The sequence below is a fragment of the Thiocapsa sp. genome (assembly GCF_022340925.1).
In the GTDB taxonomy this organism is placed as follows: domain Bacteria; phylum Pseudomonadota; class Gammaproteobacteria; order Chromatiales; family Chromatiaceae; genus Thiocapsa.
Window position 1 is genome coordinate 1 of the sequence record NZ_JAJDNA010000010.1, and the last position, 23,645, is coordinate 23,645.

The window sequence follows — 23,645 nt, forward strand, 5'->3', positions numbered from 1 at the left end:
CTCGATGCCGCCCTGCTCGGTCCGCTGGTGCAGCTCATCGAGCGACTGGACGCCGCCTGGCGGACCCTGCGCGAGCCGGCGACGGTCGCCAACTGGGTGACGCGCCTGCGCACCCTGCTGGCGGATGTCTTCACCCCTGAGGGGAGCGACGAGACCTACACCCTGCTGCAGCTCGAGACCGCCCTGCAGGAATGGCAGGAGGTCTGTGAGGAGGCCGCCTTGACCGACACGCTCCCCCTGTCGGTGGTCGGCGATCATTGGTTGTCTCGGCTCGACGCGGGCGGTCTGTCGCAGCGCTTCTTCGGCGGCGCGGTCACCTTCGCTACCCTCATGCCGATGCGCGCCATCCCCTTCCGTCACGTCTGCCTGCTCGGCATGAACGACGGCGACTACCCTCGGGCTCGAATCCCGATCGATTTCGATCTCATGGGCCAGGACTGCCGACCGGGTGACCGCTCGCGACGCGAGGATGACCGCTATCTCTTTCTCGAGGCCCTGCTATCGGCACGCGATCATCTGCACATCTCCTGGGTGGGCCGCAGCATCACCGACAACAGTCCGCGACCGCCTTCAGTGCTGGTGGCCCAGCTGCGTGATCATCTCGCCGCCGGCTGGCGGCTGGCGGGTGTTACGGATGCCCCGCAGGGGTCTGCGTCGGTCGATCCGGGTCAGGCCCTCTTGCAGGCGCTTACACAGGAGCACCGACTCCAGCCCTTCAGCGCACAGTATTTCCCGCCGGACCCGGACGCCTCCGCCTGGTTCACCTACGCCCACGAATGGCGCCCAGCCCGGGCCGACCGATCACAACCCCTGAGCCCGGATGAAGCGAAGCGACATCCAGGGAACGCCACGCCGGACTCCCGGCCGTCCCCGGCTTCCGCTCAAGCGCCGTCCGGGTCAGAGACGACTCTGGACGATAGGCCGGACGTCGCTGCCGGTGCCCGTCCGCACCGGTCCCTGACGCGCCCGGATGCCTTGCTGCCGGTCCTCTCCCGCGATCAGCCTCTCTCGGTCCGCGAGCTCGCTGATTTCCTCAAGGCCCCCGTCAAGGCCTTCTTTCGCCAACGCCTTGGTGTCTTCTTCGAGCTCGACGACCCGGCCGGCGAGGATCAGGAGCCCTTCGACCTCAGCGCGCTCGGCTATTGGCAGCTTCGAGACGAGCTGATCCGCGCCCAGAGCGAGGCGCTGGGGCAGGGCGGCGCGATTGACCGTGCCCGTACCGAGCGCCTGGCTCGTATCCGCCGTCGCGGGGACCTGGCTCCCGGAGCTTTCGGCGGGGCCATGGCGGAGGAGTTGGTGGCCCCAATGGACAACCTCTTCGCGCGCTACCAGCGAGCGATTGAGCGTTGGCCGCACCCGGTCGAGGAGGAAGAGATCCGGTTTCAGATCGTTGTCGCGGAACAGGTCCGAGAGCTTGCCGACTGGCTTGGTGGTATCCGCACCGATTCCCGGGGCCGGCGGGGTCGAGTCGTGCTCGAGACGAGCGACCTGGTCACGAGCAACCAGTATCGCGGCGATCGGCTCATCCGACATTGGGTCGCGCATCTTGCCGGCCACCTGACCGGCGCACCCGTTTGCACCCTGGCCATCAGCCCGGTCGGCGAGGTCGAGCTCCGTTCTCTCGAGGTCGATGAGGCGAAGGTGCGGCTGGCTGCGCTCCTGACCGCCTGGCACGAGGGCATGCGCCGTCCCCTCCCGCTCGCCGCCAAGACGGCGTTCGCGTGGCTGAAGGGTGCGGACCCGCTGACCACCGGTAAGGTCTACGACGGTGCCTTCAAGCAGACGGGCGAGTGCGCGACCGATGCCTATCTCGCCCGTGCCTATCCGGACTTTGCCGCGCTCTGCGCCAGCGGTGAGTTCGCGATGCTCGCCGAGACCCTCCTGCGCCCGCTGCTCGACGCGATCGATGCCGCCGGCAGAACGCCGATCTCTTCGACTGAACAGCAAGCCGCAGGGAGCAACGCATGAGCCTGAGCGAAGCCTCCGCCACGACCCCCGCCACCGGCTCGGTGATCCCCACCTCACTCGACCCCCTGCGCTTCCCGCTGCACGGCAGCCGCCTGATCGAGGCCAGCGCCGGCACGGGAAAGACCTTTACCATCGCCGCACTCTATGTGCGCCTGGTCCTCGGTCACGGTGAGCCGAGCGCACAGCGCCGCGCCTTCACACCGCCGGAGATCCTCGTCGTCACCTTCAGCGATGCCGCGACACACCAGCTGCGCGACCGGATTCGCACCCGTCTCGCAGAGGCGGCCCGCTATTTTCGAGCCGATCCGGACAGCGTCGAGCCGCGCCCGCGGGGCGAAGACCTGCTGCACGATCTCCGCGCGGCGTACCCGCCCGCGTATTGGCCGCGCTGCGCGGGCAAGCTGCAGAACGCCGCCGAATGGATGGATGAGGCCGCGGTCTCGACCATCCACGCCTGGTGCCAACGCATGCTGCGCGAGCATGCCTTCGACAGCGGCAGCCTCTTCACCCAGACCCTGGAGACCGACCAGAGCCGGTTGCTCGCCGAGGTGGTGCGTGACTACTGGCGCACCTTCATGGTCCCGCTCGATGCCGCAGCGGTGGCCGAGGTGCGGGTGTGGTGGACCAGCCCGGAGCGCCTGCAGGGTGATCTCCGTGGGCTCGTTGATCATGCCGATCGGCTCGGCACGGCGGCCGAGCCCGCGGTGTCGGTGAGGACCGTGCGCGAGGAGCGGGAGCAGCGTCTCGCCGAGCTCAAGGCGCCATGGCGGACATGGGTGGATGAGCTGCAGATCCTGCTGGACGAGGCGGTCGCGAGCAACTCAGTCAATCGGCGCAGGCTGCAGCCTCGACACTATGACCCCTGGCTCGGGAAGATCAGAACGTGGGCAACCGACCCAAAGGCGGTGCCGCTCGATCTGAAGGCCGGCTGGACACGTCTCACCCCCGAAGGGCTGGCCGAGGTCTGGACGGAGGGTGAGCCGCCGTTGCACCCGGGCCTCAATGCCATTGCCGCCCTCCAGATTGGCCTAAGCAATCTCCCTAACGCGCGGGTTGCGGTTCTCCGGCATGCTGCGCGCTGGGTCGGCGAGCGTTTCGCCGCCGAGCAGGCCCGTCGCGCCCAGATGGGCTTCAATGACCTTCTGACCCGGCTCGAAGCCGCGCTCAAGGGACCGAACGGCGAGCGTCTGGCCGGGATCATCCGGCATCAATTCCCGGTCGCCCTGATCGATGAGTTTCAGGATACAGACCCGGTACAGTACGGGATCTTCGACGCGGTCTACCGCGTCGCCGCGAACGACCTGGCCACCGCGCTCGTCCTGATCGGCGACCCCAAGCAGGCCATCTATGCCTTTCGCGGGGCGGACGTCTACACCTATCTCGCGGCCCGCCGGGCCTGTGCGGGCCGTCTCTATACCCTGAGGAACAACTACCGTTCCACACAGGCGATGGTCGCGGCCAGCAATCGCTGCTTCGTGGCAGCCGAGGCGCGCGCGTCCGGGGCCGGTGCCTTCCTCTTCCGCACCGAGACGGACAATCCGGTTCCCTTCCTGCCGGCGGAGGCGCGAGGGCGCGGCGACGCGCTGCACGCCTCGGGCGAACCCCTGCCGGCGCTCACGGTCTGGTGGTTGGCGCCGTCGGAGGGCGGCAAGGGAAGCAACAAAGTGCGCGATCGCGATCGCATCGCTGCCAGCTGTGCGAGCGAGGTGGTGCGCCTACTCAACCTCGGGCAGGCGAAGGAGGCCGGGTTCGTGCCCGATGGCGATCCGAACGCCCTACGGCCCCTGCGTCCAGCGGATCTGGCTGTGCTTGTCAACAGCCGGACCGAGGCGAACCTGATCCGCAGAGCGCTCGCGCAGCGGCGCGTGCGCAGCGTCTATCTCTCCGATCAGGATTCGGTCTTTCAGAGCCCGCAGGCCACCGAGCTGCGGCACTGGCTCGCCGCCTGTGCCGAGCCAGACGACAATCGCCTGCTGCGCGCCGCCCTGGCTACGCCCACACTCGGGCTGAGCTGGGCGGAGCTGGATGCGCTCAACCAGGACGAGCTCGCCTTGGAGGCGCGTGTGCTGCAGTTTCGCGACTACCGCGACTGCTGGCGCCGCCAGGGTGTGCTGCCGATGCTGCGGCGCCTGCTCAATGACTTCCGCGTCCAGGCGCGCCTGCTGGGGCAGGGCGAGGACGGCGAGACCGGCTGGGCGTCCGCCAGCGGGGAGCGCATCCTGACCGATCTGCTCCACCTCGCCGAGCTTCTGCAACGGGCCAGCGTCCTGCTCGACGGTGAGCACGCACTCATCCGCCATCTGGCCGAGCAGTGCCGGGATGCGAGCCGCGGGGCACGTCGCGATGAGCGCCAGATCCGCCTGGAAAGCGACGCCGACCTCGTGCAGGTGGTGACCGTGCACAAGTCCAAGGGGCTCGAGTATCCGTTGGTGTTCCTGCCCTTCGCCGCCGCCTACCGCCCAACCAGGGCCGACGAGCTGCCGCTGAAATGGCACGATGAGGACGGGCGCTTGCAGCTTGCGCTCACCGACGACGGCGAGATCGTGAAGCGTGCCGATCGCGAGCGTCTGGGCGAAGACCTGCGCAAGCTCTACGTGGCCCTGACCCGCGCCCGTTATGCCACCTGGGTCGGTCTCGCGCCCTTGGCCGATGTGGCGGGCGGCGCATTCGGCTACCTCCTGGGTGGCGGTGAGCCGCTGGAAGGGGACCTGGTGTCTGCGCTGGAGGCACTGCGGGGGGACTGCGAGGACATTGCGGTGGTCCCTGCCCCCGAGGCGATGCCGACTCCCTTCAGGACATCGCGCGCAGCCGCGTTGCTCGGTCCGGCGCGCGAGTCACGCCCTGTCGGACGCGACCCTTGGTGGATCGCCAGCTACTCGGCCCTCAAGACCATCGGCAGCAGCGATCCCCCGCAGATCACGATGCCGGTCGAGACGCCCACCCAGGACCGGTTTCACGAGATGCTGGCGACTCGGACGGCGCTGTCGGCAGCCGAGCTGTCGACGGGAACCCGGTCCAGGGCGGACATGGCTCGTGGAAGGCCGCTTGCCGCCGATTCCCTCCATGGGTTTCCGCGCGGCGCAGAGGCTGGCACCTTCCTCCACGACCTGCTCGAATGGGCCGCGATCCGAGGCTTCGCAGAGGTCGCTGCGGATCCCGGGCTGCTGCGCGACGCCATCGTCCGTCGCTGCAAGGGGCGCAGCTGGGCGCACTGGACCGAGCCCTTGACGGCCTGGCTCCGGCGCCTCCTCGTGACCCCGCTGCAGCTGCCTGCGCTGGGCGATGGACCGGCGACGGCGTTCCCCCTCGCCGGCCTCGCCTCAGCGGTGCCCGAGATGGAGTTCTGGGTCGCCGCTGACCGGGTCGACACGTGCGAGCTGGACCGGCTCGTTCGCGCCCACACGCTCGAGGGCGATCCTCGCCCGGAGCTGCAGCCCGCACAGCTCACCGGCATGCTCAAGGGGTACATGGACTTGGTCTTCGAGCATGAGGGTCGCTACTACGTTGCCGACTACAAATCGAATTGGCTCGGCCCTGATGCGGACGCCTATACGGCGCCCGCCATGCGTGCCGAGATCCTGCGGGCGCGTTACGAGCTCCAGTACGCACTGTATCTCTTCGCCCTGCATCGTCTGCTCAAGTCGCGCCTGCCGGGGTACGACTACGATCGCCATGTCGGCGGCGCCGTCTATCTCTTCCTGCGCGGGATCGATGCGCCCAGCCAGGGCCTGCACGTCGAGCGCCCACCGCGTGAGCTCATCGAGGCCCTCGATCGTTGCTTTGCGCGCTCCGCGGATCGAGCGCGCCGATGAGCCGGGGCTGGACCTGTCGGTCGGCGCGTCCCAGGTCGCCGAGCGCGCAAGGCAAGCGAATGCGTTGTCATCGCAGTCGGGAAAGGGTGCAGCGACTGGGACGAGGGACGATCGCATGAGCCGCAAACCGAACACCCACCCCACGGCGTTGGACAGTGGGGCCCCGCTGCGGATCCTGCTCACCCGCTGGGCCGAGCGCGACTGGCTGCGCCCGCTCGACGTCGCCTTCGCCGAGCTGCTCTGGCGTGAGGTGCCAGACGCGCCCCCCTTGCTGATCCTCGCTGCGGCGCTTGCGAGCCACCAGCTCGGGCGTGGTCACGTCTGTCTCGATCTGGAGGCGACGCTGCGAGACCCGGCGTTCGTTCTGTTGCTGCCGCCCGAGGGGGCCGGTGAACCGACGGACGAGTCGCTGCCGAGCCCCGCCGAGCTGCTGGACGGGCTGAGCCTTGCGGACTGGCAGGCCGAGGTCGCCCATCCTGAGCTTGTTGGCTCCGGCAGCGACGACCGGCCGCTGGTCCTGAGCGGCTCCCGACTCTACCTGCGCCGTTATTGGCACTACGAGCAAGTGATCCGGATCCGCATCCAGGAGCGACTGGCCGGGTCTGACACCTTCGGGGCGGTCCTGCCGCGGGAAGCGATGCGTCGGATCCTCGATGACCTCTTCCCGTCGTCCGCCGTGAGGCCGGACTGGCAGAAGGTTGCCTGTGCCCTTGCCGCGCGAAATGCCTTCAGCATCATCACCGGTGGTCCCGGCACCGGAAAGACCACCACTGTGATACGGCTGCTGGCGCTGCTGCAGGCCCTTGCGCTCGCCGAGCCGGCCTCCGGTCGGCCCGCCCGACCCCTGCGCATCCACTTGGCCGCGCCCACTGGAAAGGCCGCAGCGCGTCTGAATGCCTCCATCGCCGGCAACGTGTCCGATCTACCCCTTTCGGGCATGGAGCACGCGGAGACTGTCCGCGCGGCGATCCCGGTGACCGTGACCACCCTCCACCGCCTGCTCGGCAGCCGGCCGGACACCCGCCACCTGCGCCACCAGGCCGGCAATCCGCTGGCGCTCGACGTGCTGGTCATCGATGAAGCATCGATGGTCGATCTGGAGATGATGGCCGCGGTCCTCGAGGCCCTGCCGCCCCGAGCGCGTCTCATCCTGCTCGGTGACAAGGATCAGCTCGCCTCGGTGGAGGCGGGCGCCGTGCTCGGCGAGCTCTGCCGGCGCGCACACGAGGGCCGTTACACACCCGACACCCGCGAGTGGCTCGAGTCTGCGACGGGCGAGTGCATCGCACCCGATCTGGTCGACCCGGCGGGTACCCCGCTTGATCAGGCAATCGTGATGCTGCGCCACAGCTATCGCTTCGACCAAGCAAGTGGCATCGGCCAACTGGCCTCGGCGGTCAACTCCGGCGACGCCGCCGCCGTTCTCGACGTTTGGAGGCGCGATCATGCCGACCTCGCGCTCCTCGTGGTCGACGGCATCGAGGACTTGGCCTTCAAGTCGCTGGTCATTGACGGTGAGGTGATTGGCTTGACCCGGTCGAATGCCGGTCAACTGACCGGCGACGACAGCGCGACGCCGACGGCCGAACCCCCGCTCGCGCGATGCGGCTACCGCCACTACCTTGAGATACTCCGGCAAGGGCGGCCTGCCTGGGAGGCCGCGCCCGATGCCTTCGATGCCTGGGCGCGCAAGGTGCTCCACGCCCACGGCCAGTTCCAGGTCCTCTGTGCGCTGCGTCGCGGTCCCTGGGGCGTTGAGGGCCTGAATCAACGCATCGCCGGTTTACTCTACGATGCTGATCTTATCTCCGCGAACGCTGGCTGGTACCTCGGCCGCCCGGTGCTGGTCACGCGCAACGACTATGGTCTCGGCCTCATGAACGGGGACATCGGCATCACCATGGCCCGCCCCGGTACCGCCGAGCGTGCCTGGGTCCTCCGGGTCGCCTTCCCCGCCGGAGACGGTAGCGACGGGATCAAATGGATCCTACCGAGTCGTCTTCAGGCCCTGGAGACCGTCTATGCCCTGACCGTGCACAAGTCCCAGGGCTCGGAGTTCAGTCACGCCGCGCTCGTCCTGCCCGACATCCCCAGCCCAATCCTCACCCGCGAGTTGCTCTATACCGGCATCACCCGCGCCCGTCACTATCTGACGTTGTTGCAGTCGGGAGGGGGCTGGGTGCTCGAGCACGCGGCGCAGCGGCGGGTGCTGCGGGCGAGTGGCTTGCTGGTGAACGCGGTGTCGGATACTCGCCGCCCTCGTTAAGGAGCCTCCTGGGACTATTCGCCGCGACAGCGGTTGATTGCCTGGTCGCGCGTGACTGCAACGGATGAAGAAGATATCCTATCCGATGAGCGAGGCAGGTTGTCGGCAGCTTTGCCCACGCGCTCGCCAGGTGGGTGGTGATCGGCATCAAACCAACGGCAGCGCCGGCGGCTTGGCCGGCGCACACTGATGCGAATCACGGGTGACCCTGCCTCAAACGCACCTGCATGTCCGCGGCTGCAACCTTGTCCCAGATCACTCAGGTTTGGTAGGTCAAGAGGCTGTCGACAATGGTCCGGGCAATGGCTGCCCGGGCAACCAGCCGGGGTCCGCCAGCGTCGGCGTGGGGTATCTGCTGAGATGCCGGCCGCCGAGCTCGGCCAACGACGGTCCTGGGCATTTCACTGGAGCTATCCCGCCAGGTCACAAGACACCTTGACCGCCAAAGCTCAAGTGTTCGTCCTTCAGTCGGGAGAGGCGACGAGCGCCTGCTTGGGGCAAAGCACCCGTTGGAGCACTGGTGTGCTGTATGCGCCTCCAAGCGCCGCTCGATCCGCTCCGGTCGCCCGAGCCGAAACAACGGCGTCGGCGCTCGGTTGCACGAAGGCTTCGGAAGCACCCGGGCTTGCTCGGTCGAGCACTGGGCCGATGTACCCTAACCCGTTATGTCAGTGTCTCCAGCTAACAGGTTCCTCGGCCATGTCAGGCCGATCGATGCCCTCGCGCACGGGTTGAGACGAAGACGGTCGATGTGTCCTGCCGCGCTGAATTTGATGGCGGCTCGACGAGCGTTGGAGAAATCCCGATTACCGATACGGAGGGCTCACGCCTTGGTCAGCCATGAACTAAAATGTATCTTCGTTCATATTCCGAAGGTTGCCGGCACCAGCATAAAATCTCTTTTTGAGGGCCACTCTGCCTCGGAGTCAGAGCATGACCCGATGCCTTTCAAGCCAAACGATTCCAAGTTCGATCCACCGCCGCCGCATCTGCGTGCCACAGATCATCTGAAGTTTGGGCATGTGACGGCCAGCCAATTCGATACCTATTTCAAATTTGCGTTCGTTCGCAACCCTTGGGACCGGATTGTCTCAGAGTACGTTTACCGACGCTATCCATCCCGTTTCGATTTCAAGACCTTTTTGTTCGAACGCTTGCCACGGCCAGCATGGAGCGACGAGTATTGCCATATCATCCCGCAATATGATTTCGTTCATGACGAGGCCGGCCATCTGGTTGTCGATTTCGTAGGTCGCTTTGAGTCGATTGCTGCGGATTTCTCAGCGGTCAAAGAGCGACTCGGCCTGACTCGCTTGTCGATGCCTCACCGCAATCGTTCTTCCGACAGTATGACGATCTACGGGCCTGCTGACTTCGTGAGGCAGGTGGGATATATGATCAGCCGCCGGAGGCGGAGAAACACGTACTCGAATTATCGCGACTACTATGATTCGGAGTCTCGTGCATTCGTCGCGGAGCTGTATGAGAAGGATATCAGAGCCTTTAAATATAGCTTTGAGTGAGTCGGTGCATGCTTGTCCTGCGGGCTGCTCGCGGTCAGGCTGTGGTCGCTGGCCCGGGAGCGCGATCGGGCCCGCCGGCCGCGCGATGGACCCGGATGTCCAGCGGCTCCCGCTGAAGCAAATGGACGTCGCGCTGCGGGAAGGCGATCTCGATGCCGTTCTCGGCGAAGCGATCGTAGATGGCTTGGTGCAGCTCGGTGGTCACGCCGATCCGGATATCGACGGCATCCAGGTAACAGCGTAGGACGAGCGTGAGGGCGTTGTCGCCAAACCCCTCGAAGCTGATCAACGGGGCCGGATCATTGAGGACGCGAGGGTGCTGTCGGGCGACGTCGGACAGGATACTCAGGGCCTTGCGTGCGTCGCTGCCATATGCGATCCCGACCGGGACGGTGATCCGGTTTTGCTGATCGGTCAGGGTCCAGTTCAGCAAGCGTCCCGTGATGAATTCTTTGTTCGGGACCAAGAGCTCCTGCCTGTCCCAGTTACGGATCGTGATCGCGCGGATTTGGATGTTGGTTACCACGCCGGTGGTGTCCCCGATCGTGACGATGTCACCGACCCGCACCGGGCGCTCGAACAGGATGATGATCCCGCTGATGAAGTTGGCGACGATTTCTTGCAGGCCGAAGCCGATGCCGACGCCGAGCGCCGCGACCAGCCACTGGACCTGTGACCACTGCAGCCCAAGGGTGCTGAATGCCATCAGGAAGGCGATCAGCGTAATGCCGTAGGTGACCAGTGTCTTGATCGCAAAGCGCCCGCCCGCCGAGACCGATGCAGCCTGAAGCAGCAGGATCTCCAAGAGCGCCGGCAGATTCTTCGCCGCCACCGTGGCGACGATGGCGATCACGAGCACCAACCCCAGGTCGGCCGCTGTGACGGGGACGGACTGATTTGCGCCTTCGACCGCCTTGCTGTAGTGCCAGAGTGGGATGCGCTCCAACATGGACAGTGCGGGCAGGACGTCCGACCAGATCACCCATAGACCGAGGATCGCGGCGAAGAACAGCGATGCGTTGACGAGCCGGCGGGTCTGCTCGTCGAGTGCGGCGAGGTCGGGCTCCGGCTCTTCGACCTGGAGGAGCGTGCTCGTGGCCGCCGTAGCGCTGCGCTCCGCACCGGCCTGGGCGCGGCGGGCGGCCTGCCGATCGAGTGCCGCTTGCAGCGCGAGCCGGCGCCGTGTCACGCCCAGCCATCGGACGATGACCTGATGGAGCGTGACCAGGGCCAACGCCAGCCAGGTCTGCTGGACGAGGGATTCGAATAGGATGCCGGCGGTATAGACGTAGCCGAGCAGCGCCAGCAGCGTCAGGCCGATTGGCGCGCCGACGATGACCGAGAACCAGAGATGACGCGAACGGTTCAGCCAGCCTTGCGGGTGCGCCTGGAGGGTCTGGCTCAGGACGCCCGTCTTGGGACTCAGGAGCCGCGCGTAGAATACGGTGAACCCGATCATGATGGCGACGAAGGCAATCCGTCCCAGACTGGCGCTGAAGGCCGGGACGTTGGCTTTGTAGAGCACCAGGACGACCAGGCTGACCGGCACGATGTAGAGTGTGAACCAATCGAGCTCGCGTCGGATCTTCTTCAGGGTTGTCTGGCTCCAGCGGAAATGCCGATCGGCAACGCCGTTCGGGATACAGAGCATGCGGAAGGCGAGTAGGTAGTAGAGGCCCAGGGAAATCTCGCTCAAGGTCGCGCCCAAGGCGCGGGTGAACGCCGTCGCCTCGCTGGATTCCGACAGGGGCACACCTATCAGCCAGAACAACAAGGGCAGTGGCAGCGCCGCGGTGAGGGTCAGGGCGATGGCCAGTGCGGTGTGGCTCAGGCTGTCCGTGCGCACCCGGCGCAAGCCTTCGGCCGTCGCGTGGATCGCACGTCTCAGCCGAGATACCTTGACGAACAACAGGGTCAGGAGCGCCAGACCCAGCCAGAAGAGCGGGGAGTGTCGGCCCTCGTGGGCGAGCACCCGTCCAACCTCCAACCAGTGCAGGGGGTAGAGAAGCCAGGCGGCGGCCGGGGGTAGGGTCGCGAGGGTGTCGAGTCCGACCGGGAGCGAGCTGCGGACCCACAAGAGCCGTTCGGCCAGGAAGTCGTCATAGCGCTTGGTGATCTGGATCATTCGATCGGCGGCGTAGTTGAGCTCGCCGAGTTGGCGGATGTAGTCGTCCTCGACGGAGAGTGCCTGGTCAAGCAGGCGGACCCGCTGTTCCAGGGTCTCGGCCAGCTGCTTGCGGACCTCTTCGGTTTGCGCCCGCGGGTCGCCGGCGGTCAGGTCGTCGAGGTAACGTTCCAGGTCGCGCAGGCTGCGTTGTTCTTCGCGATAGCGGATCTGTCTGAGCGTGGCCTCGGCGATCTCGTCCTCGCGGCCCTCGATCGCCCGGCGATACTGGCGGATGTCGGGGAGCTGGTCTCGCCGTTCGATGAGGACCTGGCCGAGCGCCTTGCTGAGTCCGGCTGCCTCAACGCGCTGCTCGGAAGCCTTGAAGTCCTGCTCGATTCGCTTGCGGTCGTCCTCGTGCTTCGCCATCTCCGCATCGAGGTTCCCCAGCTTGCGTGCGATCTCGCCCATCGAGGCGGTGATCTCGGCATTATCCTGTGCCGCCTGTTGAACAAGCACGTGCTTGTCGGCGGCTTCGAGCCGGGCGCGCTCGGACTCGCGCTGAGCTGCCTCTGCCTCGGCCCGACGGCGCTGATTCTGCAGCTCCTCGAGCCGGTGTTGTTGGGCCCGCAGCGACTGCCACGCCAGGTTTGCCTCATCGCGTTGCGCCCGGTGCAGGGCCTCGCGTGCACCTTGACTGAGCAGCTCTTGCTCGAGCATCCGCCCCTCGGCCCAGAGCTCGTGACGACGTGTCTCGAGCGCCCACCGGTGTGCCTCGGCGAGCTGCGGCAGTCGTTCGTCGGCAGGGGGTTGACGCAGGTCTGCCTCGACTTGATCGAGTGTCTCGCGGATCTCCGACATCCGCGTGCGGGCCGCGCCGGGTCGATCCTCACTGCCCTCGACGAGCTTGTCGAGCTCGCTGATCCGCGTCTCTTCGATGGCGGCATTGCTCATGATGCCGGTCAGGCGCCGTGCAACCTCGTCGGCTGGCAGCTCGTCGGGGAGCTCTGGCAGGCTGGCCCCCGAGTCCTTCTCTAGCGCCAGCCGCTGCTGGATTGCTGCGGTCTCGCCTGGGGCCGTCTTCAGCGCCTGGGCGAATTCGGCGGCTTTGGCGTCGAAGGTCCGCGCAGCCTCGAGGTTGGCAAGTGCCCGGTGATACAGCTCGGCCAAGGCAGTCTTGGTCGCCTCGTCGAGCGTCGAGTCGGCCGCGACCTCGGTCAGCTTGGTTTCGATCTGGCTGGTCGAAGGCAGAGCGGTGGGTCCGCTCGGAGTCGCCTCGAAGGCTGTCTCAGCATCGCCGGGCTCGGCTGCAACGGTGCACGTCGTCGCGGTCATCGCAGCCGCGAGCGCCAGCCAAGCGAAAAGGTTGCGTTGTCGCCAGCGACGGCGCGAGCTGGGTGTGCGCGGTTGCGGTGCGGTGCAGTGCGTCGGCATCATCTGACTGGGTAGACACGGCTCAATCGGTTTTCGTGAAGGCTCAGGGACCCGCTAGAGACTTCGCCGGTTCGCCCAAACCGGCGGGCCAGATCGGAAGCCCTGAGGTTTTCATGTGTGACCTTTCAGGCGCTCACGCCGTCAACCCGGACAGACCCCTCGCCCCGCATTCCGGGACGTCCGGTCATCGGCCAATGGGCCTTGAGCGCTGCCTCGTCCGGATCAAGGTCCGGCGCCAAGACGGGGCGCGCCAGCGGACGTCTTCAGGAGCGTTTTGATGAAGACGCGAGAGTTACGTTGAAGGTTGTAGAGTGCCTGACGCTGCATCGGCAGGGCGTCGAGCACCGCCGGCTCGAAGCCGCGCTCTCGAAACCAGTGCGCGGTCTGGGTTGTGAGGACGAAGAGCCGTTCGATCCCCATGGCACCGGCGATCCCCTCCATGTGGTCGAGCAGCCGATCGCCGCGCCCGGCAGCGCGATAGTCGGGGTGGACCGCCACGCAGGCCAATTCGGCCATCCTGTCATCCGGGTAAGGGTAGAGCGCAGCGCACGCGGTGATCAAGCCGTCACGCTCGGCCAGCACGAAGCGGTCGATCTCGGTCTCCAGGCGTTCACGGGAGCGGCGCACGAGGATCCCGCTGTCCTCGAGCGGCCGCAGGAGCTCAAGGATTCCGGTGACATCGTCGACCTGCGCCGGGCGCAGGTCTTCGTAGGGTTCGGCAGAGATCAGGGTCCCGCTGCCGTCGGGGGTGAGGAGCTCGCGCAGCAAGGCGCCCCCGCGGCGGCGTGCCACGAGATGGACACGCGGGATGCCGTGACGGCAAGCCTCTGCCCCGGCGCGCAGGTATTGCGCGATATCTTCAGGGATCTCCGCAGCCGCGGCGAGGATGCCGTCGACATCGCGGGCCAATAGGTTCGAGCCCAGCAGATCCTCCGTCCCGGCTTCGGTGGGGCGGGCCAGGGTAGGTCCCTCAGCGAGGAAGATGAGCTTGTCGGCGCCCATTGCGACAGCCGCGCTGCGCGCCACGTCAGCCGCGCTGAGGTTGAAGACCTCGCCGGTGGGCGAATAGCCGAGGGGGGGCATCAAGGCCACGGCCCTCTGGTCAATGACTGCGCGCAAGGTCCGGTGGTCGACGCGGCGCACCGCGCCTGTATGCCCATAGTCCACGCCGTCGATGACCCCCAGGGGCCGTGCGGTCACGAAATTGCCGGACACCACCGGGATCCGCACGCCCGCCATCGGCGAATTCGCGAGCCCCAGCGAGAGCAGCGCCTCGATCTCGACCCGGACCACTCCGGCGGCCTCTTTGACACAGTCAAGTGCGGCATCGTCTGTGATCCGCAGGCCCCGCACATAGCGCAACTCGGCCCCCCGGTCAGCGAGTCGGGCCTCGATCTGAGGTCGCGCGCCATGCACCAGCACGAGCCGGACACCCAGGCCGTGCAACAGGGCGATATCGTGGACCAGCTCCGGGAAGCCTGGGTCAGCAACCGCCTCGCCTCCGAAGGCGATGACGAAGGTGTTTCCGCGATGGGCGTGGATATAGGGGGTCGCCTGACGCACCCACTCCACGAAGGGATCGCGCAGCGGGCCGGCCGCGTTCGGGGTTGCAGGGCTGTCGGATTCGGTGCGGGCCATCGTTGAAAGGGTCCAGTCCGGGTGGTGCGCGCCTTGGGCTATTCGATGCCGAGCTTGGCGAGGCGATAGCGCAACGATCTCAGTGTCATGCCCAACTTCCTCGCGGCGGCCGTCCGGTTCCAATGGGTTTCGTCCAGCGCATCCATGATGGCTCTTTTCTCGATTTCGCCGAGATAGTCCTCCAGCGGGACACGGTCATCGATCTGCACCTCCGGGGGAGCGGCGCTTTCCCCTTGGGGAAGATAGAGGTCGCCGACTTCAATGAGAGAGCCCTCGCAGAGGGCGGTCGCCCGCTCAAGGATGTTCTCGAGCTCGCGCACGTTGCCGGGAAATCTGTAGTGCGTCAGGGTCTCGAGTGCCGCCACCGAGAGCGCGATGGGTGGGCGGTCCTTGTGGTGTCTGCCGATGCGCTTCAGCAGCTGCGCCGCCAAGGCCGGGATGTCCTGGGGGCGCTCGCGCAAGGACGGCATCCGGAGCTCGATGACATTGATGCGATAGAAGAGGTCTTGCCGGAAGTGTCCCTTCTCGACCTCGAGGTTGAGGTCGCGGTGACTGGCGCTGATGATCCGCGCATCGACCGGGATCTCCTGCTGCGCGCCGACCGGACGCACGCTCTTCTCCTGGACCGCGCGCAACAGCTTGACCTGCGCCGGCAGCGGGAGGTCGGCGACCTCGTCGAGAAACAGGGTCCCGCCGGAGGCGGCCTGGAACAGCCCTTCCTTATCGCTCACGGCGCCGGTAAAACTTCCCTTCTTGTGGCCGAAGAGCTCGCTCTCGACCAGATCCTGCGGGATGGCGCCGCAGTTCACGGCAACGAAAGGCCCCGCCGCGCGAGGGCCTTGAGCATGGATCAGCCGGGCCGCCAGCTCCTTTCCCGTGCCGCTTTCGCCTGTGATGAATACCGGGGCCTGGTTGCGCGCGAGCTTGCCGATCATCTGGCGGATCTGCCCCATGGGGCGCGAATCGCCGATCAAGCTCGAGCCGGTTGGCATTGGGACATCGTCGCCGCCGCCCGCGGTCTCGCGCAGCCTCAGCGCCGAGCCGACGAGCTGGCGCAGCAGGCGCAGATCCACCGGTTTCGCGACGAAATCGAAGGCCCCGGCCTTCATGGCCGCGACCGCGGATTCCATGTTGCCGTGGGCGGTAATCATGGCGACTGGCAGATCGGGATAGTGTTCGCTGATGTGGTAGATCAGGTCGATGCCGTTGCCGTCCGGGAGGTTCATGTCGGTCAGGCAGAGGTCGAACCGATTGCGCCCCAGCTGATGTTTGGCATCGACCAGGGTCGTGGCGGTCAGCGCGCGGATCTCCATCCGGCTCAGGGTAATCCTTAAGAGGTCAAGGATGTCGGACTCGTCGTCGACCACCAGCGCTTGGGCCTTGCTCATGATGCCAGCTCCCTCTAGTTTGGTTCCAAGTTCCTCATCGCGGACACGGGCGGCGGCCCCGAAGTCGGCACATCATTGCATGGAGAGACACCCAGGTGTGCTTCGTGCACCAAGGATAGCGCCTGGCGCTTTTAGACAGAAGCGGGGCCGGTGGTTTGGCGCACCCGCCTGAGTGATCCCTTAGCCGGCGAAGAGCAGCTTGAATCGGCTTCCGTGCGGCCGGGCGGGCTCGTAGGTCAGACGAATGCCGTTGGTCTCGGCGAGCTCGCGGGCGATATAGAGTCCGAGCCCCGTGCCGGTCGACTTTGTCGTGAAAAAGGGGTTGAAGATCTCGTAGACGATGGCCTCGTCGATCCCCGGCCCGTTATCACTGATCTCGATTACGGGTCCGTGCTCACCGCCCCTTGGCCCCGTCAGGCGGATCTCCGCGCGTCCCGTCCGATTCGGGCCGCCGCCGTGAATGACGGCGTTCTCGCAGAGGTTTGCCACGATCTGATGCAAATGGCGCGGATCGACGTGGACCGGGTCAGGCGGAGCGCTGATTTCGAGCGTGAGCTGCTCCGCGGAGAGGCGATAGGTCTCGCGGAGCTCCCCGGCGAGGTCGCGCAACCAGGCGCTCAGGTCGATGGCGACGGGCTCCAACTGGTTGCGGCGTGAGAGCTGCATGACGCTGGTGACGGTCTCGTCGATTCGCGCGCTGTTGCGGCGGATGATGTCGAGGAGATGGCGGTCTTCCTCGGGGAGGTCCTTGCCGTCCGCGAAGAGCTCGCTGGCATGGCTGATGGCGCTCAGGGGGTTGCGGATATTGTGCGCGATACTCGCCGTCAGGGTTCCGAGCGCAGCCAGCTTGATCTGTTGGGCCTCATGGGTCAGCTCCTGCTGATCGCGCAGATAGACGAGCGCGCCGGAGGCTCGGTAATCGCCGAGCAGGGTGAGCGATGCCCGGACCTGGCGGGTGCCGACCCGCAACACACCGCCTTCCGGCTTGGGCTTGTGAACCTCGGCCTTGAGCCAGTCTGCGAGCTCGTTCGAGAGATCGCGGAGCGATTCGCGGGAGGTGACCGCCTCGGCATCGAGCAGGGTCAGGGCCGCCTTGTTTGTCAGGCGCAGACGGCGCTCACCATCCACCACCAGGACGCCGGTCCGCAGATTCTCGATGATGAAGGCATTGAGCTTGGTGAGATTGGCGATGTCGACGGTTCGCCGCGCTGCAAGCGCCTCGGCTTCGCGCACGCGCTGGTAGAGCACGTGGGCGATCAGGGCTACGGCGAAGAAGATAGTGCCGAGCAGGCCCGCCTGCGTGTAGCTTGCTGTCTCGGTGGCCCCCTGTAGATCGGCGTAGATCTGCTCGGTGAGCACGGCAAGCGTGGCGAGAGACGCAATCAGGAGGGCTAAACGGCCCTCCATCATGAGTGCGCCGGCCGCAACAGCGACCGCAAGGAGCATACCAAGGCCGCTGCTGACGCCCCCGCCGGCATGCATCAGCAATGTCAGGGCGATGAGGTCGGTGTAGATGGCCAGGAGGACTTGGCTCTCGCGCCCCGGCCAGCGAAAGTAAAGGGTGACGCCGCTGAATAGGACCAGGAGTGCGTAGACGATCAGCACGTCCCAGGCGAGCTCGGCAAGCTCGGCTGTGATCAAGGGGTCGAGCGCCGGGGGCGAGAACAGCAGGATGAGCCCGATCAGCAGTGCCAGGCGGCACAAGAACAGCCAGCGCAACGCCGCCCACGTGGGATAGCGGTGATCGGGGCGCGCTCGTCTCGGCAGCGCCCCGACGTCCTCTCCCGAGGTCGGGGCGGCTGGCTCAGTCGCGGATTCGTCTGTCATCGGCTGTCTCGGAGTCTTCCTTGGCGTGCCTTGGCATCTGTGCCCCGGGGATCGATGTGCTTTGCCAACGGCGTGGTGATTAGACCAGAATGAGCGGGGTGCGACCATGTGGTCGTGTTCCAACGCGACCTGGCGAACCGCGACCCTGAGCGAACGATGAATCTACACGAATACCAGTCCAAGCGGCTGTTTCAAGATTATCGGATCCCGGTCCCCGACGGACTGACGGCGACGACGCCGAAAGCAGCGGCCGCGGCCTGCGGCAAGTTGGGCGGGAGGCGTTGGGTCGTCAAGGCCCAGGTCCATGCCGGAGGGCGTGGGAAGGCCGGTGGCGTGGTCGTGGCCGAGTCGCTCGGAGCGGTCGAGGAAGCGGCCCGGCGCCTCCTGGGGAGCCGCCTGGCGACGGCACAGAGCGCCCCCGAAGGCTTGCCGGTGGAAACCCTCCTCATCGAGCGGCCGACTGCGGTCTCGCGCGAGCTCTACCTCGGCCTGCTGCTGGAGCGCGAGACCGAACGTCTCCTTTTTATGGCCTCGGAAGCCGGCGGCATGGAGATCGAACGGGTTGCGGCGGAGACCCCAGATCGGCTCATGCTGACGCGGGTTCATCCCGCTGCCGGGCTGCAACCCTATCAGGTGCGTCGGCTCGGTTTCGGCTTGGGCCTGCAGGCCAATCAGATCAAGGCCCTCGACGCGCTGATGCACGGACTCTATCGGCTCTTCACCGAGCTTGACGCCAGCCTCGTTGAGGTCAACCCTCTCGTGGTGGATGATGAGGGTGGTTTGGTCGCGTTGGATGCCAAGATCAATCTCGACGACAACGCACTTTATCGGCACCCCGAGCTGGAGTCGCTGCGCGACCCCGGACAAGAGGATCCACGTGAGCTTGCTGCCAGGCGGCACGCGCTCAGTTATATCAGCCTCAGCGGAAACATCGGCTGCCTGGTCAATGGAGCTGGACTCGCGATGGCGACCATGGATCTGGTGCAGCTGCACGGTGGCACACCCGCCAACTTTCTCGATGTGGGCGGCGGCGCCACCGCAGCCCGTGTCGCGGAGGCGTTCAGGTTGATTCTGTCAGACCCCAATGTTCGTGCGGTGCTCGTCAACATCTTCGGCGGCATCGTTCGTTGCGATCTTATCGCGGAGGGCATCATCCAGGCCGTCCGGGACGTGAAGGTCCCTGTCCCGCTCGTGGTGCGTCTGGAAGGCACCAACGCCGCGCAGGGCCTGGCGATGCTGGCACGCAGCGGACTGGCGGTGGAGACGGCGGCCAGCTTGAGCGAGGCGGCGCATAAGGTCGTCGAGGCCGCGGCTGGCGCGGTCGACGGCGCCCTCAGAGAGGCCTGACATGAGTGTCCTGGTCGACCGTGATACACGGGTCATCTGTCAGGGCTTCACGGGGAAGCAGGGAACCTTCCACAGCGAGCAAGCGATCGCCTATGGCACTGCGCTGGTCGGCGGCGTGACCCCCGGCAAGGGTGGGCAGCGCCATCTCGGCCTCCCGGTCTTCGACACCGTGCATCGCGCGGTCCGGGACACGGGCGCAGACGCGACCATGATCTACGTCCCCGCGGCCTTTGCCGCGGATGCCATCCTCGAGGCGGCGGATGCCGGGATTCGCATCATCGTCTGTATTACGGAGGGGATCCCGGTCCTGGACATGGTCCGGGTCAAGGCCGCCCTCACAGGCAGTGCCGCGGTCTTGATCGGCCCCAACTGTCCGGGCGTCATCACGCCTGGCGCCTGCAAGATCGGTATTATGCCCGGCAGCATCCATTCGCCTGGACGGGTTGGCATCGTCTCGCGGTCGGGCACCCTGACCTACGAGGCGGTCTGGCAAACGACACAGGTGGGCCTGGGGCAGAGCACCTGTATCGGAATCGGCGGCGACCCCCTCCAGGGGCTCGATTTCGCGGCATGTCTCGAGCTCTTCGAGCACGATCCGGGAACCGATGGCATCATCATGGTCGGCGAGATTGGCGGGGGCGCGGAGGAGGCCGCGGCGGACATCATCCGCGAGCGGATCTCCAAGCCAGTGCTTGCCTACATCGCCGGGGTGACGGCCCCCCCAGGTAAGCGGATGGGTCACGCCGGGGCCATCGTGACGGGCGGTCGCGGCACGGCGGAAGGGAAGTACCGAGCCCTCGAGCAGGCAGGCGCCGTTACCCTGCGCTCTCCCGCCGAGATGGGTAGCCGAATGGCAGAGCTACTCGCCGGACGGCCGCGAGCGCGCAGAATTGGCACTTGACCGCCGCCATCCCTTCCCTCGGGCCAGCGCCCGACCTGGTCAAGCGCTGCCGATGGATGACTTAGACGACCTCACTGACCTTGTCCCCGCAGCGACAAGGTCTTGTCGATAGCGGGCGGCGGTCCCCGAACGGGTCGCCTCTCGCTGCTCGCACTTCATCGAGAGGGCCAGACTGTGGGATGTCGAATTCAGATCGCGCAGCTGAACCTGTTGGTAGGCGATGTCAGCGGGAATGCCGATCGCGTCATTGCGGCCACGGGGCGGGCCCGCGAGGACCAGGCGGACCTGCTGGTGTTCCCCGAGCTCACCCTCACCGGCTACCCCCCGGAGGACCTGCTGTTGCGATCCGAGCTCATCGATCGGGTCGAGCTTGCGCTTGAGCGGATCCGGGCGGAATCGTGGGGCATCACCCTTGTGCTGGGCTATCCACTGCGGGGGGTCGGTGGGCTCTTCAATGTCGCGGGCGTTCTGCGTGACAGGCAGGTGATCGGTGAGTACGCCAAGCAGCACCTCCCGAACTATAGCGTCTTTGACGAGAAGCGATACTTCCAGCCCGGGGCGTGCCCGCTGGTCTTCGACCATCGGGGGCTGAAGATCGGATTGAGTGTCTGCGAGGATATCTGGCAGGAAGGGCCGACGCTGCAGGCAGCGGAAGCGGGCGCCCAGCTGTTGGTGAACATCAACGCCTCGCCGTTTCATGCCGGCAAACGGGCGGAGCGCGAGGCGCTGGTATGCCGCCGCGCGAGCGATCACGGCATCCACATCCTCTATGCGAATCTCGTCGGGGGGCAGGATGAGCTGGTGTTTGACGGTGCCTCGTTCGTGGTCGACCGCTCGGGCCGGATCCTGCAGCGGGCCGCCGCCTTCGAGGAGGACGTGCTCACGTTTGAGCTCGACGACGAGGCTCGGCCGTTCCTTCAGGGTCGAGCTGTCGGCGCGCCCGCGTCCTCGGCTGTCCCGGAAGACGAGGAGGCGAGTATCTACGGTGCCCTGGTGCTGGGCGTGCGCGATTACGCCCGCAAGAACGGTTTCAGCGGCGCCGTGCTCGGCCTGTCCGGCGGTGTCGATTCGGCGCTGACCCTCGCGATCGCCGTCGATGCCTTGGGTGCGGACCAGGTCGAGGCAGTGTTGATGCCCTCGCGCTACACCTCAGAGATCAGCAACCGCGACGCCCTGGAGGAGGCCGACCGCCTGGGTGTCAAGACATGCGTGATCTCGATCGAGCCGGCCTTCGAGTCTTTTCTATCCATGTTGGAGCCCGCATTCGCCGGACAGGCAGCCGACGTCACCGAGGAGAACATTCAGGCACGTTGCCGCGGCATCATCCTGATGGCGATCAGCAACAAGACAGGCCGCATCCTGTTGACGACCGGGAACAAGAGCGAGATGGCGGTGGGCTACGCGACCCTCTATGGTGACATGGCCGGCGGATTCGCGCCGATCAAGGATGTGCCGAAGCTGCTGGTCTACCGGCTGGCTCGCCATCGCAACCGCTGCTCACCGGTGATTCCCGAGCGGGTGCTCACACGCGCGCCCTCCGCTGAGCTGCGCCCCGATCAGACCGATCAGGACAGTCTGCCGCCCTATGAGGTGTTGGATCCAATCCTGAGACTCTATATCGAAGAGGACCTAGGAATCGACGCCATCGTGCATCAGGGTTACCCGGGTAATGTGGTTCGTCGTGTCGTCAGTCTGGTTGATCGCAACGAGTACAAGCGACGTCAGGCTCCCCCCGGCGTGCGGATCTCCACGCGCGCGTTCGGACGGGACCGCCGCTATCCGATCACCAACGGGTTTTCATCCGGGCCCTAGAAGCCTGTCGGACTGAGGGGGATCGAAGCGAGGGAGTGGGAGAGCGAGGCCATTGCGTTCGGGTTTTGAGGCGCATAGTGGTTCTATGTGACGAGGAATCGCGCGGATCTGGACCGCAGTCCCGCCGGCGCAGTCGATCGACCTTCACGCTTCTGCGCGCTCGTCGGTCGATGCCCTGCAACAGGGCTTTACCCGGCAGGGTCGCTGGACCGGTGCCCCCCTGCCGACGCACGTCATGGTTCTTGTGGACTTGCTGTTCATCGGCATGCCCCGAACCTATACTTAAGCACCTTGGTAGCCGAACCCCCAAACGGAGAGACTCATGAAGAAGGTCGAAGCCATCATCAAGCCCTTCAAGCTCGACGACGTCCGCGAGGCGCTCTCCGCTGCGGGCATCACCGGTATGACTGCGATCGAGGTGAAAGGGTTTGGTCGGCAAAAGGGTCACACCGAGCTGTATCGCGGCGCCGAGTATGTCGTGGATTTTTTACCCAAGGTCAAGATCGAGCTGGTGCTCACCGACAACCTCGTGGACACCTGCATCAACGCGATCACCTCCGCTGCGCGGACGGGCAAGATCGGCGACGGAAAGATCTTCGTGTCTGACGTCTCGCATGTGGTGCGGATTCGCACCGGGGAAGAGAACGAAGCGGCGATCTGATCGAGTCGGCTCATCGGTGCCGTGCAATACCCGGATGCCCGGCGTGCCCGACGTCGGGGTGATCAGTTCTCGTCGAGGCTGAGATAGTCCCAGACCCTGCGCGCGAGGCTTACCTCGCCGGGCTCCGGTTGGTCCGAGACGAAGCGCCCCGCCTGCCGATTCACATCCAACACCCGTTGGGCGTCTGCCGCCAGCCCGCTCTTGCCGAGTGCCGTGTAGGCGTCGATCAAGACCTCCAACGCGCTCTCCACGGCGCTGGTGCGCTGGAAACGCTCGATGACGTAGCTCGCCCGATTGGCCGCTGCGAGATACGCGCCCCGGCGCATGTAGTAGCGCGCGACGTTGACCTCGTGCTTCGCGAGATTGTTGCGCAGGTAGAGCATGCGCTGACGCGCATCCTCCGCATAGCGACTCTCGGGAAAACGGTCGACCAGGACGGAGAAGTCGACGAAGGCATCCAGGGCCGAGCCGGGATCCCGTTGTGACGGGTCGGTCGGAATATAGCGGTCCAGAAAGCCGACGCTTCTGTTGTAATTGACGAGGCCTTTTAGATAATACGCGTAGTCCACATAAGGGTTTTGAGGATAGAGTTTGATGAAGCGATCGGCCGCTGCGATCGCGGCTTCCGGCTCATCGGCGCGATAATGGGCATATGCGACGTCGAGTTGCGACTGCATGGCGTAGCGGCCGAACGGGTAGCGGGCCTCCAGCTTCTCGTAGTATTCGATCGCCTTCGCATAATTGCTGGAGTCCAACTCGGAGGATGCCTCTTCGTAAAGCTTCGCGGCGCTCCAGTCTTCGGTCCTATCGATCTCCTTGCCGAAGATTCCGCATCCGGCGAGCGCGACGGCGAGCAGCAGCGCGGGCAGTCGTGTTAACGTTCTTCGCATGGATCAGAGATACCTGTTCAACCCCGCAGGGAGTATACCCGAAGCCCACCACCCTGGCGCGCGGGGATGCGCTC

12 protein-coding genes and 1 pseudogene are annotated in these 23,645 nt (G+C 66.0%); 8 read left to right on the forward strand and 5 right to left on the reverse strand.

The genetic code is table 11. The features are described 5' to 3' along the window. The 4 genes and pseudogenes from LJE61_RS01605 to LJE61_RS01620 all read left to right on the forward strand — a co-directional run. A pseudogene (locus LJE61_RS01605) lies at positions 1-1,968 on the forward strand (exodeoxyribonuclease V subunit gamma); the annotation flags it as partial. Then, complete coding sequence (recB, locus tag LJE61_RS01610) at positions 1,965-5,780, forward strand: exodeoxyribonuclease V subunit beta (protein WP_296917208.1); 3,816 nt, start codon at positions 1,965-1,967, stop codon at positions 5,778-5,780. The pseudogene LJE61_RS01605 and the gene recB, both read left to right, overlap by 4 nt. 115 nt (positions 5,781-5,895) lie before the next feature. Next, on the forward strand, positions 5,896-8,046 hold the full coding sequence (gene recD / locus LJE61_RS01615; protein ID WP_296914265.1) for an exodeoxyribonuclease V subunit alpha: 2,151 nt from the start codon (positions 5,896-5,898) through the stop codon (positions 8,044-8,046). Positions 8,047-8,876: 830 nt separating this feature from the next. Continuing rightward, a complete protein-coding gene (locus tag LJE61_RS01620) occupies positions 8,877-9,569 on the forward strand; it encodes a sulfotransferase family 2 domain-containing protein (protein WP_296914262.1) in 693 nt (230 codons plus the stop codon). Positions 9,570-9,603: 34 nt separating this feature from the next. Here the strand turns inward: LJE61_RS01620 and LJE61_RS01625 are convergent, their stop codons facing one another. The 4 genes from LJE61_RS01625 to LJE61_RS01640 form a co-directional block, all read right to left on the reverse strand. Further along, a complete protein-coding gene (locus LJE61_RS01625) occupies positions 9,604-13,008 on the reverse strand; it encodes a mechanosensitive ion channel domain-containing protein (protein ID WP_296914260.1) in 3,405 nt (1,134 codons plus the stop codon). 321 nt (positions 13,009-13,329) lie between these two features. Then, a complete protein-coding gene (gene argA, locus LJE61_RS01630) occupies positions 13,330-14,745 on the reverse strand; it encodes an amino-acid N-acetyltransferase (RefSeq protein WP_296917210.1) in 1,416 nt (471 codons plus the stop codon). 38 nt (positions 14,746-14,783) lie between these two features. Next, positions 14,784-16,133, reverse strand: coding sequence for a sigma-54-dependent transcriptional regulator (locus LJE61_RS01635; RefSeq protein ID WP_296914255.1), 1,350 nt, complete (start codon positions 16,131-16,133; stop codon positions 14,784-14,786). A gap of 180 nt (positions 16,134-16,313) precedes the next feature. Continuing rightward, positions 16,314-17,960: a sensor histidine kinase gene (locus tag LJE61_RS01640; RefSeq protein ID WP_296917212.1), complete on the reverse strand. Its 1,647-nt coding sequence runs from the start codon at positions 17,958-17,960 to the stop codon at positions 16,314-16,316. 156 nt (positions 17,961-18,116) lie between these two features. On the opposite strand from LJE61_RS01640, the gene sucC reads away from it, so the two are divergent. From sucC to LJE61_RS01660, 4 genes are all read left to right on the forward strand, one after another. Then, positions 18,117-19,307, forward strand: a complete 1,191-nt coding sequence (gene sucC / locus LJE61_RS01645; protein WP_296914249.1) for an ADP-forming succinate--CoA ligase subunit beta — start codon at positions 18,117-18,119, stop codon at positions 19,305-19,307. A 1-nt stretch (position 19,308) separates the two neighbouring features. Beyond that, on the forward strand, positions 19,309-20,208 hold the full coding sequence (gene sucD, locus LJE61_RS01650; protein WP_296914246.1) for a succinate--CoA ligase subunit alpha: 900 nt from the start codon (positions 19,309-19,311) through the stop codon (positions 20,206-20,208). 174 nt (positions 20,209-20,382) lie between these two features. Next, positions 20,383-22,020 (forward strand): NAD+ synthase, encoded by a 1,638-nt coding sequence (locus LJE61_RS01655; protein WP_296914244.1) that lies wholly within the window; start codon positions 20,383-20,385, stop codon positions 22,018-22,020. A gap of 322 nt (positions 22,021-22,342) precedes the next feature. Then, positions 22,343-22,681, forward strand: coding sequence for a P-II family nitrogen regulator (locus LJE61_RS01660; RefSeq protein ID WP_296914241.1), 339 nt, complete (start codon positions 22,343-22,345; stop codon positions 22,679-22,681). A 62-nt stretch (positions 22,682-22,743) separates the two neighbouring features. Here LJE61_RS01660 and LJE61_RS01665 read toward each other — a convergent pair whose 3' ends face one another. Continuing rightward, entirely contained in the window at positions 22,744-23,571 is an 828-nt protein-coding gene (locus LJE61_RS01665; RefSeq protein ID WP_296914239.1) for an outer membrane protein assembly factor BamD, read from the reverse strand. Positions 23,572-23,645 lie beyond the last annotated feature (74 nt).

Bases quoted from the DNA above. Each gene is read 5' to 3' on its own strand.
- recB (WP_296917208.1), top strand. From the start codon at position 1,965: ATGAGCCTGAGCGAAGCCTCCGCCACGACCCCCGCCACCGGCTCGGTG.
- recD (WP_296914265.1), top strand. From the start codon at position 5,896: ATGAGCCGCAAACCGAACACCCACCCCACGGCGTTGGACAGTGGGGCC.
- LJE61_RS01625 (WP_296914260.1), bottom strand. From the start codon at position 13,008: ATGACCGCGACGACGTGCACCGTTGCAGCCGAGCCCGGCGATGCTGAG.
- argA (WP_296917210.1), bottom strand. From the start codon at position 14,745: ATGGCCCGCACCGAATCCGACAGCCCTGCAACCCCGAACGCGGCCGGC.
- LJE61_RS01635 (WP_296914255.1), bottom strand. From the start codon at position 16,133: ATGAGCAAGGCCCAAGCGCTGGTGGTCGACGACGAGTCCGACATCCTT.
- LJE61_RS01640 (WP_296917212.1), bottom strand. From the start codon at position 17,960: ATGACAGACGAATCCGCGACTGAGCCAGCCGCCCCGACCTCGGGAGAG.
- sucC (WP_296914249.1), top strand. From the start codon at position 18,117: ATGAATCTACACGAATACCAGTCCAAGCGGCTGTTTCAAGATTATCGG.
- sucD (WP_296914246.1), top strand. From the start codon at position 19,309: ATGAGTGTCCTGGTCGACCGTGATACACGGGTCATCTGTCAGGGCTTC.
- LJE61_RS01660 (WP_296914241.1), top strand. From the start codon at position 22,343: ATGAAGAAGGTCGAAGCCATCATCAAGCCCTTCAAGCTCGACGACGTC.
- LJE61_RS01665 (WP_296914239.1), bottom strand. From the start codon at position 23,571: ATGCGAAGAACGTTAACACGACTGCCCGCGCTGCTGCTCGCCGTCGCG.